This is a genomic window from Pedobacter sp. AJM (assembly GCF_002197755.1).
In the GTDB taxonomy this organism is placed as follows: Bacteria; Bacteroidota; Bacteroidia; order Sphingobacteriales; family Sphingobacteriaceae; genus Pedobacter.
Map to the genome: position 1 here is coordinate 212893 of NZ_NHOT01000010.1, position 13164 is coordinate 226056.

The 13164-nt window shown below is 39.1% G+C and carries 8 protein-coding genes and 1 pseudogene; 4 read left to right on the top strand and 5 right to left on the bottom strand.

Translation table 11 applies throughout. The features are described from left to right. Window positions 1-234: 234 nt before the first annotated feature. Window positions 235-1269, top strand: coding sequence for a YafY family protein (locus CBW18_RS17150; protein WP_088302552.1), 1035 nt, complete (start codon window positions 235-237; stop codon window positions 1267-1269). Between the two features lie 32 nt (window positions 1270-1301). On the opposite strand, the gene CBW18_RS17155 is transcribed toward CBW18_RS17150, so the two are convergent. Together CBW18_RS17155 and CBW18_RS17160 are read right to left on the bottom strand one after the other, a co-directional pair. Further along, window positions 1302-2276 (bottom strand): thiol-activated cytolysin family protein, encoded by a 975-nt coding sequence (locus CBW18_RS17155; RefSeq protein WP_088302553.1) that lies wholly within the window; start codon window positions 2274-2276, stop codon window positions 1302-1304. A 156-nt stretch (window positions 2277-2432) separates the two neighbouring features. Continuing rightward, window positions 2433-4016, bottom strand: coding sequence for a peptide chain release factor 3 (locus CBW18_RS17160; RefSeq protein ID WP_088302554.1), 1584 nt, complete (start codon window positions 4014-4016; stop codon window positions 2433-2435). 493 nt (window positions 4017-4509) lie between these two features. On the opposite strand from CBW18_RS17160, the gene CBW18_RS21785 reads away from it, so the two are divergent. The 3 genes and pseudogenes from CBW18_RS21785 to CBW18_RS17175 all read left to right on the top strand — a co-directional run bounded on the left by CBW18_RS21785 (window position 4510) and on the right by CBW18_RS17175 (window position 7951). Beyond that, window positions 4510-6780, top strand: coding sequence for a helix-turn-helix domain-containing protein (locus tag CBW18_RS21785; RefSeq protein WP_216359260.1), 2271 nt, complete (start codon window positions 4510-4512; stop codon window positions 6778-6780). Between the two features lie 55 nt (window positions 6781-6835). After that, window positions 6836-7213, top strand: a pseudogene (locus tag CBW18_RS17170) (GxxExxY protein). Window positions 7214-7342: 129 nt separating this feature from the next. Next, window positions 7343-7951 carry a SprT-like domain-containing protein gene (locus CBW18_RS17175; protein ID WP_253249070.1) on the top strand — a complete coding sequence of 203 codons (609 nt, stop codon included), beginning with the start codon at window positions 7343-7345 and terminating at the stop codon, window positions 7949-7951. Between the two features lie 83 nt (window positions 7952-8034). Here CBW18_RS17175 and ade read toward each other — a convergent pair whose 3' ends face one another. The 3 genes from ade to CBW18_RS17190 form a co-directional block, all read right to left on the bottom strand. Continuing rightward, complete coding sequence (gene ade / locus CBW18_RS17180) at window positions 8035-9672, bottom strand: adenine deaminase (RefSeq protein WP_088302555.1); 1638 nt, start codon at window positions 9670-9672, stop codon at window positions 8035-8037. Between the two features lie 87 nt (window positions 9673-9759). Then, window positions 9760-11736, bottom strand: a complete 1977-nt coding sequence (locus CBW18_RS17185; protein ID WP_088302556.1) for a thiamine pyrophosphate-dependent enzyme — start codon at window positions 11734-11736, stop codon at window positions 9760-9762. Between the two features lie 30 nt (window positions 11737-11766). Beyond that, entirely contained in the window at window positions 11767-13155 is a 1389-nt protein-coding gene (locus CBW18_RS17190; RefSeq protein ID WP_088302557.1) for a LutB/LldF family L-lactate oxidation iron-sulfur protein, read from the bottom strand. Between the last annotated feature and the right edge of the window lie 9 nt (window positions 13156-13164).

Here is a 13164-nt window from a genome sequence, read left to right on the forward strand (position 1 = left end):
CTGGCGACATTACAAAGATGCCACCACTACTACGCGCTACATTTGCGTAGATAAAAATATTTAGTAGATCATTTTTAAGTGTTTGATAATTAAATTAATAAATTTTATTTATTGCGTAGAATAGCTCTTTTAATCATAAACTACGCAAATGTATTGCGTAGTAGTAAAACTCTTTCTTATATTTAGATCAGCGAAATCAACAGATTTTTAGCAGAAACCCAAATCCACTCCAAAATGGCTGTAAATAAACTGGCACTGATCCGTTACAAAACCATCGATGATTGTTTAAGAAACCGGTTCCGTAAATGGACATTAGAAGATATTATCGAAAAAGTATCAGAAACCTTATACGAATTGGAGGGTATCACATCAGGGGTAAGCAAAAGAACTATCCAGGCTGATATTCAACTGATGCGGAGTGATAAACTGGGCTATAATGCTCCAATTGTAGTGAAAGACAAACGATTTTATGCTTACGAAGATCCGGCTTTCAGCATTACCAAAGCACCGATCAATAATGCCGACGTGGATAAAATGAAGGAGATTGTTGGGGTATTGAAGCAGTTTAATGCTTTTAATTATTTCGATGAAATGAGTGATATGATTGCACGATTGGAGAATAACCTTAACAAATCAACCAAGCAAAGTGGCAATCACATCCAGTTGGAAAGCAATAAACTGGTTAAAGGATTAGACTGCATTCCGCCATTATACCAGGCGGTTTTAAATAAGCGTTCACTACTGATCGAATATAAATCTTTCAAGGCGCAGCAGGCTCAACAGGGCATTTATTATCCGTATCTGTTAAAGGAATATAGAAACAGGTGGTTTTTGATCTGTAAAGCAAAAAAACGAGCTGGAATCCTGAACCTTGCCTTAGATAGGATAATAGAATTTCAAGAACTGCCCAACGAAGAATTTGTTGCTTACAAAGGGGTAGATTTCGATCGCTATTATGAAGATTTAATTGGCGTAAGCAAGAGCGAACGTGACCGTGCACAAAAAGTAATTCTCGAATTTACCAATGACCATGCACCATATGTGGTAACTAAACCCTTACATCATTCTCAGGTTGTATTAAATAAGAATGAAAAAACTACCACCTTCAGGATTGATGTCGTATTAAACTATGAACTGGAGCGTGAAATTCTGGGTTTTGGAGAATGCGTTAAAGTGCTTGCTCCAAGAATATTGATTGCTAAAATCAAAAGAAGATTGGCGCAAACTTATCAGCGATATGAAATAGAAAAAATGCAGACGCTAAAATAATTAGCTCCTAAACCTGGCCATTGGTGCATTTACTAATGAATCATATTAACCTTTATTTCATGTTTAAACAAGGTGAAATTTTTTACCGAGTGTAGCGAATATGAAATGGGATAAGAAATGGCTGTATTGTTAAATATTTCAAATTCTTTGTTTGCAGCTTTTATCTCTTCTGAGCCTTTAGCAATCTTGATAAAAGACTTTTCGCTTCCTCCCCTGGCATAAAAAGTAACTTTTGCTGTGCTTAAGGATTGAATTTGTGCGGGTGTTAATTCCTGTTTTAAAAGCAGGGCTTTTAGCGCATTTTTTAGGATGGCATAATCGGTATCAGCTTCGGCTAAGATTAAAGTATTATTTCCATACATCACACTATTAATATAGTATGCATTATTTGTGGTGTTTATCTTTTCTACATCCGCTATGGATAATAATTCGGTTTTAGTGGGCAAGTTCATATCAAGTGAAAACTTAATATGGTTGGAGAAAAAATATGCAGCATGTTTTTTGGTGATCCTTGTAGATGTTGTAATTCCAATTTTTTCAAATACTGATTTTACATCATCGTTGTTCGATAAATAATACTTTAATACATTATAATCCTTAAATTCATCTTCCGAATAGGCCAGACTTTCATTATCATTTTTAATCGGCAGGCTTTTGGCATAAGCAGCAATCTTTTCTGAGGACGGAACATCTTTAAAACTGTTGTTGATCTCACCAACAAGAGAAGTAGAAGCAGTAATGGGCAACGGGGTATATTTATCTTTTAACGACACTACTTCAAGATCGTTCCCATTCTCCCTGATGGTGAAGATTGCTCCTGGAAAAACTTGTTTAACGTTAAGATCATCAACAATAAAGGAATCGAATTTCCAGGTTATTACTTCTGTCTTATCTATTTCTGTAGGATTAACAGGCTCAGGAACTGGAACCGTATCATTAGCTTTCTTACAGGAAACCACAAATAAAAGTGTAGAAACAACCAAAAAATAATTTATTTTATTTTTCATCAAGTGCATCAGTATTAGGTATAAAAACGCTCGAATCTACACAATTTTTGAGTTCAAAAATCTGTTCTTAAGTTATGATTATGTTACGGGTACATAAATAAATCTTACAGGTTCTTCTGTCATTTAAACTTCAGCCTCAGGACTGGAAACTCCCAACTAACTCTTAAACTCGCTTGTTTTGTGGAAATCGATATCCGGATAATCCTGTTTAGTTAAATTAATCATGTATTCACTATCAGCCAGATAAACAGGATTGGCTTCTTTATCAAAGCCAATGTGCTGTTGTTTACGTTTTACAAATTCATCCAGTTTCTTTTTATCAGTTGAAGTTACCCAACTTGAGCGGGTATAACTTAAGGTACGGAAACGGCATTTTGCGCCATATTCATGTTCCAAACGGAAATTGATTACCTCAAACTGAAGTTCACCTACGGCACCAATTACTTTACGATTTCCGGGCTGCATTACAAATAGCTGCGCCACACCTTCATCCGTTAACTGCTCAATACCTTTTTCCAATTGTTTGGTGCGCATCGGATCCATGTTTTCTACTTCTTTAAAGATAGATGGAGAGAAACTTGGAATGCCCTTAAACTGCAGTTTTTCGCCTTCAGTTAAGGTATCGCCAATTTTAAAGTTGCCACTATCATATAAACCCACCACGTCACCTGGCCAGGCCTCTTCCACAATACTTTTCTCGTTAGCCATGAAATCCATCGGGTTGGAGAATTTCAGTTTTTTATCCTGACGGGTATGGTAATAGAATTTATTTCGCTCGAACTTGCCAGAACAGATCCTTAAAAAGGCAATTCTGTCGCGGTGTTTCGGATCTAAGTTGGCGTGAATTTTAAATACAAATCCACTGAAATTTTTCTCTTCAACCAATACATCTCTTTCTTCGGCCTCACGTAACCGTGGACTTGGGGCAATATCAATGAAAGTATCCAATAGTTCTTTGATCCCAAAGTTATTGATGGCGCTTCCAAAAAATACAGGCGCAACTAAACCTTCGGTGTATAAATCTTTATCAATTTTGCCATAAATGCCGTCAACCAGTTCTACATCATCTTTTAAGGTATTGATTTCGTTTTCCTTCAGGTAATTTAATAAGGAGGGGTCATTTAAGTCACTGGCCGCCACAACTGAATCGGTTACTTTTGTTTTATCAGAATTGAATAAATTCAAGTGTTTATTGTAAATGCTGTAAACGCCTTTAAAGGTGTGGCCCTGTCCGATAGGCCATGAAAGCGGGCATAAGCTGATGTTCAGTTTTTCCTCAATTTCATCCAGTAAATCATAAGCCTCTTTACCTTCGCGGTCCATTTTGTTAATGAAGATGATAACCGGGGTGTTCCGCATGCGGCAAACCGACATGAGCTTCTCGGTCTGCTCCTCCACACCTTTTACACAATCAACCACCAGAATAACGCTGTCTACCGCTGATAAAGTTCTGTAAGTATCTTCGGCAAAATCCTTGTGACCAGGTGTATCCAGAATGTTGATCCGTTTTCCACTATACTCAAAACCCATTACGGATGTAGCCACCGAGATACCACGTTGCTTTTCAATTTCCATAAAGTCGGAAGTATTGCTTTGGTTCGCTTTGTTCCGTTTTACCGCACCTGCAGTATTGATCGCACCACCAAAGAGCAGGAATTTTTCCGTCAAAGTGGTTTTGCCCGCATCGGGGTGACTAATAATGGCAAAGGTTTTACGTTTTTCTATTTCAGGGTTAAGCATAATAAAATGTTGGGTGTAAAGGGAGATGAAACCTGGTTAAAGGAATTTAACAGCGATAAGATTTGAATATTGTTGTTTCATCAGGCCGCAAAGATAATAAAAAGCTTTATCATTAATTGTTAGGTTATTGTATTGTTTTATTGTTGAGGTGAATAGATTTAGAAAAGTAAGGACAGTGGTTCTTTTGTTATTGAAGCCCTGCCATACACTATAGCTCCGATAGAAAACCTGTGAAACAAGCAAGCACACCAAAATATAGCATAAACCGGTGCTTAAATCGGAGGCTGCCGTTTCTGTCAGGTTTAGATTGCTTATGCAGTAATTCTATTGAGGTTTTTATTCCGCGAATGATGATATTATCGATTAAATAAAGATTTAGACCAAAAATATCCATCTAAAATTAAAATTTCTCATTAATCATTCTTTAGTTTTGTACTAAAATGTTTAGCTTTATTCGTCCCTCCGTTTATTACCAATTAAAATTTTACTGCTAATGCCCACTCTGGAAGAAACATCTATGCCCGCTGAGATCGCGGCTAAATTTGTGAATTATACCGCTAAGCACGTTTTCTTAACCGGGAAAGCTGGTACAGGTAAAACTACCTTTTTAAGAAAACTCATTCAGCTTACGCACAAAAAAGCAATGATTTGTGCGCCAACGGGTATTGCTGCCATCAATGCCGCCGGTGTAACCATTCATTCTCTTTTTCAGCTGCCGTTTGGTGCGTTTTTTCCGGATGCGGCGGCAGGTATTATCAGTCAGAATATCACTTTTAATTTTAATACACCCAAAACCATTGTGAAGCATTTAAATATGCAGGGCAATAAGCGGCGGATGATTCAGGAATTAGAATTACTGGTCATTGATGAAGTTAGTATGTTGCGTGCCGATATGCTGGATGCAATTGATTTTTCTCTTCGATATATCCGCAGAAACAGAAATATACCTTTCGGAGGTGTTCAGCTACTTTTTATTGGTGATTTGCACCAGTTGCCACCAGTGGTGAAAAATGATGAATGGCGGGTGATGGCCGGCTTTTATAAGAGCATTTATTTTTTTGATGCACTGGCTTTGCAGGAAAATCCACCGGTTTACATCGAGCTGGATAAAATCTACCGTCAAAATGATAGCGTATTTATTAATTTACTGAACAACTTACGAAATAATCAGATTACTGCTGAGGATACGGCTTTGCTGAAGCAACATTTCAGACAGGATTTTAAACCGGATACTGATGAAAATTATATTACGCTAACCACGCATAATAATAAGGCAGATACAATTAACAGAGAAAGGTTAACGCAGTTAAAAACGAAATCCTATTTCTTTGATGCCAAAATTACCGGTGATTTCAATGAACATGCCTATCCCAATGATAAACGCCTGGAACTTAAAGTGGGGGCACAAATCATGTTCATTAAAAATGATATGACGGCCGAGAAGCGATATTACAATGGTAAAATAGGTGTGGTTCATCATATTGAAAAGGATGTGGTAGAAATTGAATTGCCGGAAGACAAGGTGGTGATTCAGATTTCGCCTTATACCTGGGAAAATGTCAAGTATAAACTGAATGAAGCGACCAATGAAATCGATGAAAATGTTGCTGGCTCATTTGTACAATATCCGATTAAACTGGCCTGGGCCATTACGGTACATAAAAGTCAGGGTTTAACCTTTGATAAAGCCATCATCGATATTGGAGATGCTTTTGCGCCCGGACAGGCTTATGTTGCCCTTTCGCGTTTACGTTCATTAAAAGGCTTGGTATTAACTTCTCACCTGCGTGAAACCGGTCTGCAGCAGGATCAGAATATTCATTATTTTTCTAAAACGAAACAACCAAATGAAGTGCTGAATCAGCGGATCAGTTTGGAGAGCTATGATTTTATCAGAACTTATTTATTGTCGGCTTTTGACCTGAACCTGGTGAGGTATTACCTGAAGGAACATGTTCAGACTTTTGATAAAAGTGAGGCCAAATCCACCAAGCAGCGTTATGATGAGTGGACGATGAATCTCTACCGTGATTTTCAGAAAATAGCGGCAACGGCTGATACCTTTATCAATCAACTGAAAAACCTGTTCGCTCAACAAACTGAACACACTTTATTTAATGTTTCAAAAAGGGTGGGGGCTGCATTAAAATATTTCAATCCGCTAATTAAGGGTGTTTCAGATCAGTTATTAGCTCATATTGAGGCGGTAAAAGAAGAAAAACAGATTAAAACTTATCTGACAGAGTTGCTGGAACTGGAGATACTGGTATATGAGCAGCTGAAGAAAATGCATAAAAGCAAGGCCTTACTGCAGGCAATTATCGATGGTAAGGAGTTTAGCAAAGCAGATACAGATGCGTTATTAAATGCTTCAGAAAGAAACCGGCAGCTGCAAAAGGCCATTCAGTTGAAGGGTGAAACACTGAAGGTAAAGTCTGCAGTGGAGAAAAAGAAAAAGGAGCCTAAAATTGATACCAAGCTGGTAAGCTTTGAGCTTTATGAGCAGGGTAAAAGTTTAGGAGAGATTGCAAAAGAAAGGGGTTTTTCTATTGGTACGATTGAAGGGCATCTGGCATATTATGTTTCTACCCGGCAACTGGATGTGAGTAAGCTGGTAAAGCCTAATAAAATTAAGAATATTACGGATGCGGTAGAAAGCCAGAAAACAAAATCAATGGCTACCATAAGGGAGTTTTTGGGAAAGGATTATTCTTTTGGGGAGATTAAGTTGGTGCTGGCGTCGTTGTTCCCATCCGAGGAATAGATCGATGTTTTTACCACAGAGCGAACAGAGTGAGGCACAGAGAACACAAAGGATTATGAAAGAGGATTTATTAACTAGGACCATTATTGGATTGGCTATAGATATTCACACAGCTCTTGGCCCTGGATTGCTTGAGAGTGCTTACAAGGAATGTCTGTTTTATTAAATTGATAAAGCAGGTTTTCAGGTTGAAAAAGAAAAAATAATGCCTTTGTTCTTTGAAGAGGTAAGTTTGGATTGTGGCTATCGAATTGATCTCTTGGTAGAGAATAAGTTAGTTTTAGAATTGAAAAGTGTTGAAGGCTTAAATGATATTCATTTAGCACAAACCTTAACTTATATGAAATTAGGTGGTTATAGGTTTGGATTGTTGATTAATTTTAATGTTTTAAGATTGAAAGATGGGATCAAAAGAGTTGTTAATGGTTACTAAAACATCTCCGTTTTCTCTATGTAAACTTAGTGCACTCTGTGGTTATACACTACAAGAAGATTCTGTTTCCTCTGTGTAAAACTTTGTGTCCTTTGTGGTTAAACCTTAAAATTATTTATCTTAGCATCCGTGGAAAAGGTTAAAGTTTTAGCGCAGTATATGCCAGAACCAGCGGCACCGCTCATTGCAAAGTGGATTGATTATTTTCAGTGTGAATTTAAGATCGCTAAAACCCGTTCAACCAAACTGGGCGATTACCGCCATCCTTATCAGGGCAAGGGCCACAGAATTTCGGTAAACTTTAACCTCAATCATTACGCCTTTCTGGTAACTACTGTCCATGAATTTGCGCACTTACTCACCTGGAACGATTTCAAGAACAAAGTAAAACCTCATGGTGCAGAGTGGAAAAAAAACTTCCAGCGGATGATGGTTCCGTTTTTCGATATGCACATCTTTCCGGCAGATATTCATCAGGCCATAAATAATTATATGTCCAATCCGGCTGCATCAAGTTGCTCTGACCTGCATTTATCACGTGTTTTAAAAAAGTATGATCGCAATCAAACGGAGACTTTACATTTAGAACAAATTCCGCTTAACGCTAACTTTAAAATTAAAGATGGCCGGCGTTTTACCAAAGGAGAACGAATCAGAAAGCGCTACCGCTGTATTTGTCTGGATGATAAACGTTTGTATCTGTTTAATCCCTTAGCGGAGGTTTTTGTGGTAGAATAATTTTTTCGCGATCGCCCTGCTGAACTGTTCCGGCATCTTTATCAACAAAAAGACCCTGAAATAAATTCAGGGTGACGAACGCCTTACACAAACTCAAACTTATCCCCATCAAATAAACCTTTATCGCTCAGCTTTAAATGTGGAATCACTAAGAGTGCCATAAAAGAAAGTGTCATGAAAGGAGCGACCAAAGTCGAACCCAATTTCTTGGCAAACTGATCAATTGAGGTATAACGCTCAGCCACCTGATAGCCGTTTTGGTTACTCATCAAACCCGCTACCGGTAAAGGCAGAACCTCTTCTTTCCCATCTCCTAATGCAACTACACCACCAGTTTCTTTAATAACCAGATTAACTGCATCACAAATGCTTTTGTCATCTACACCAACAGCAATGATGTTATGACTGTCATGCGCTACGCTGGATGCAATAGCGCCTTTTATGAGGCCAAAATTTTTCACAAAGGAAACAGCAATGGGGGCGTTATGATAACGATTCACCACCACTATTTTTAATACATCATTCTTCAAATCGCTGACGATGTTTCCATTTAAAACCTGAGGTTTGGAGTAAAGCCTGTTGGTAATTAACTGCCCGTCTAAAGCTTCGATCACTGGGATTTCCTGCTGGTCTGTAAACGGATAAACAAAATCTTCTTCTTTTTTGAAACTGCAGCTGAAATGGTTTACTGATTCCTGATCAGGCAGGTGCTTCACCCAGTCTCCAGCTGTTTTTCCATTTTCAGCAAGCAATATGCCGTCGATGTAGGTTTGTTTAACCTGAAAGTTTTTCAGATCTTCGATCACGATAAAATCTGCCGGATCATTAAGCTTTAGGGTACCAACATCCAGTTTATAATGAAGAACCGGATTAATACACGCAGCCTGAAGAACATTAAAAATATCTATTCCTTTATCTATTGCCCTTGCACAAAGTGCATTAATATGATTGTCGACCAAACTATCAGGATGTTTGTCGTCACTGCAAAACATCATCATGTCGGGCCATTCATTTAATAAACCGATCAGGGCATCGAAATTTTTAGCGGCACTTCCCTCGCGGATGAGGATTTTCATCCCACGCTGTAATTTATCCAATGCTTCTTCAGCAGTGAAACATTCATGATCTGTAGAAATACCGGCATCAATATACTGTTGAACGGTATCACCACGTAAACCTGGGGCATGCCCGTCTACAGGTTTGCCCAATTTATGTGCAGAAGCAATTTTCTGTAAAACCTCTTCATCTTTAAAAAGCACACCCGGAAAATTCATCATTTCACTCAGGTATTTGATCTCCGGCCGTTCTAAAAGCTTGCTAACATCATCATGATTGAGTTCGGCTCCTGCTGTTTCAAAAATGGTAGCCGGCACGCAGCTGGGTGCACCAAAATTGAACTTAAAAGGTACGGTATTTCCGTTTTCAATCATAAACTCAACACCTTTCATGCCGCAAACATTGGCAATTTCGTGTGGATCACTAATGGTAGAAACTGTTCCGTGCACAACCGCTAATCTGGCAAATTCACTCGGAATTAACATGCTGCTTTCAATATGTACATGGCTGTCGATGAATCCTGGCAAAATAAAATGAGTATCTTCTTTTGCTTCGGAAATCGCGTTTATACACTTTATTTTTCCATCCTCAACTTCTACTTCGCCAAAGAAAATATTTCGGTTTGTGATATCAACTATGTTTCCTTTGACTTTAAAATTGTTCATTTGTGCTTTTTATGAATTGGCCACAGAAATACAGATTGGGATGGAATGACAACTAATATCTTCCGGAATTTCTGTGGCAAAAATTATTTAATATTTTAATAACTTATCTATCGTTTGCGCTAATCTCGCTTTCGCTAAAAAATCTTCCTCCAATATTTTACTCATCGGAATTGCGGTGTCTAAACTGGCGCATCGCATAACCGGAGCATCCAAATCAGTAAAACAATGTTCTCCGATCCAGGCTGAAATTTCAGCACCAAATCCATTGGTTAACGTGTCCTCATGCAAAATTAAAACTCTTCCCGTTGTTCTTACTGCTTTGGCAACAGTTTCTTTATCCCAGGGTTGCAATGTTCTTAAATCAATTAAGGTTGCATCGCTATCCGGATTGTTTTTTAGGTAATCTAAAGCCCAATGAACGCCTAAACCATAAGTTATGATGGTGAACTTTTCGCCTTTTTTTAAAGTAACGGCCTTTCCAATGGCAGTAGTGTAATAACCATCGGGAACAGGAGCGGTTAAGCTTCTGTATAAATACTTATGCTCAAAATAAAGCACAGGATTTGGGTCTTCAATGGCAGCCAGTAATAATCCTTTTGCATCAGCCGGAAAAGCGGGGTAAACAATTTTCAATCCCGGGGTTTTGGTGAACCAGGCTTCATTGCTTTGTGAGTGAAATGGTCCGGCACCCGTTCCAGCCCCTGTAGGCATACGTATCACTACATCGGCCTTTTCGCCCCACCGATAATGTGTTTTCGCTAAATTGTTTACAATCTGATTAAATCCAACGGTTACAAAATCTGCAAATTGCATTTCTACCACAGCCTTATAGCCATTGATGGATAAACCCAAGCCCGCACCAACAATGGCAGATTCGCAAATCGGTGTGTTCCTTACCCTTTCTTTACCATATTTAGCGGTAAAGCCATCTGTAATTTTAAAGGCTCCTCCATAGTCTGCAATGTCTTGTCCCATTAAAACCAAATTGGGGTATTTTTGCATGGCCAAGTCCAGTCCTTCGCTTATGGCATCCAGATATCGCTTTTCAGTTGATGAGTGTTCCGGTTCTGTAACCTGTTGAGCGAAGGGAAAATACATATCAGCTTCTTCATGATGGGGATCTGCCGCTGGTTCCGGTTCATTAAAGGCTTCTTCCACTTCCAGTTCAATGTCCCGTTTATTTTTAATTTTGAGATCAATGATTGAGTCGGATGTTAAAATACCTTGCTCAATTAAATAAGCTTCATAATTGCTGAGCGGATCTTTCTTTTCCCATTCCTCAAATAATTCCTGAGGAACGTATTTAGTACCTGATGCTTCTTCGTGTCCACGCATCCTGAAGGTGATACATTCCAATAAAACCGGCCGCGGATTTTGACGAATATCCGTTGCAATACGATCAATCGTATCGTAAACTTCTAAAATGTTGTTGCCATCTACCTGGATTCCTTCTATGCCATAGCCAACGGCTTTATCAACTAAATTTTTGCAGCTGAATTGCTCTGATTTTGGTGTGGATAATCCGTAACCGTTATTCTCAATGAGGAAAATAACCGGAAGATTCCAAACAGCGGCAACATTTACAGCTTCGTGGAAATCGCCTTCACTGGTTGCACCTTCTCCGGTATAAACCAGTGTAGCATTAGGCCGCTGGCGTAATACATCAGCCAATGCTATACCATCAGCCAATGCCATTTGCGGACCGAGATGGGATATCATTCCAATAATTTTATAATCTTGTGTGCCAAAATGGAAAGAGCGGTCGCGACCCTTAGTAAAGCCGGTGATTTTGCCCTGCCACTGTGCCACCAATTTTTTTAATGGAATACCACGCGAGGTGAAAACACCCAGGTTGCGGTGCATGGGTAAAATATATTCATCATTATGCATCGCCAAAGTGCTGCCTACTGCGATGGCTTCCTGACCAATACCCGAAAACCATTTTCCAATTCTGCCCTGGCGCAATAATTTTAGCATTTTCTCTTCTACCAAACGGGGATAAAGCAGCTTTTTATATAAATTCAGTAAGAATTTGTCGTCTTTATCTCCTCTGTGAAATTGCATATCTGGTTATTTTGACTAATGACTCTGGACTCAAGACTCCTTACTTTTCTTCAACTCTTCCCACTGTTTAGCAAAGGATTTATCGGCTACCGCCGGCATTTCACGATATTTACCCCAGCTTTTTTTAAAAAAGGATTTAAGCATAAAATTTTTAAACTTTCCGCCGAAGAAATCCATCCATTTACGTTTCTGCATCATCCGGTTAAACATTCCCCAGCCCATTTCTTCCACCTTACCGTTTTCATGTGCTGTTGCAGCATCTCTGCGGTTCAGCAAAAGCATCTTGTGGATGTCAATTTTAACCGGACAAACTTCTGAACATTTTCCGCACAAACTTGAGGCATAACTTAAGTGTTTAAACTCTTCCATGCCCTTAAGGTGCGGCGTAATTACAGCGCCAATTGGTCCGCTATAGGTGGTATTATAGGTATGACCACCGATGTTTTTATAAACCGGACAAGCATTTAAACATGCTCCGCAACGGATGCAGTATAGGCCCTGGCGCTGGTCTTTTTGAGCAAGTAAATTTGTACGGCCATTATCTAAAAGGATAACGTACATTTCTTCAGGGCCATCGGTTTCATTTGGCTGACGCGGGCCACTTAAAATGGTATTGTAAACCGTTAAGTTTTGTCCGGTTCCGTGTGAGGCCAGCAGCGGCCAGAATAAATCTAAATCTGCCATGGAAGGGATTACCTTTTCAATACCCACAATAGCAATATGTATTTTTGGGAAAGTGGTACTTAAACGGGCATTCCCTTCATTTTCAGTAAGCGCAATACTGCCGGTATCAGCAATCAGGAAGTTCCCACCACTGATGCCGATATCTGCTTTTAAATATTTATCGCGAAGCAATTCACGTGCTTTTTGAACGAGCTGTGGTGGCGTGGCATCTATAGGCGTACCGAATTTATCATGAAACAATTTGGCAATGTCGGTTGCACTCAGGTGCATGGCTGGCGTAACAATATGATAAGGTGCTTGCCCCAGCAATTGCACAATGTATTCACCTAAATCGCTTTCTAAAGATTCGATTTGGTTACTTTCCAGGAAATCATTCAGGTGAATTTCCTCGGTGGTCATCGATTTTGATTTGATTACCGTTTTGCCATTATTGCGTTGGATGATGTTCAGGATCTCCCGCTGGGCTTCTTCGGCATCATTTGCCCAGATGACTTTGCCTCCTCGACGTTGAAAATTTGATTCAAACTCAGGCAGGAATTTATCCAGATTCTCCATCACACGCCATTTGATCACGTGAGCCTTCTTTTTAGATGCCTCGAGGTTTTCGAATTTTGATAATCCACGTTCTACTGCCGTATTGTATTTGCCAATATTATAATTTATGGTTTTACGATGCGGTAAATCGAAAGCTTTTTCATCAGATTTTTCTAAAAATTCCTCGGCTGTCTTCATCATAAACCAAAG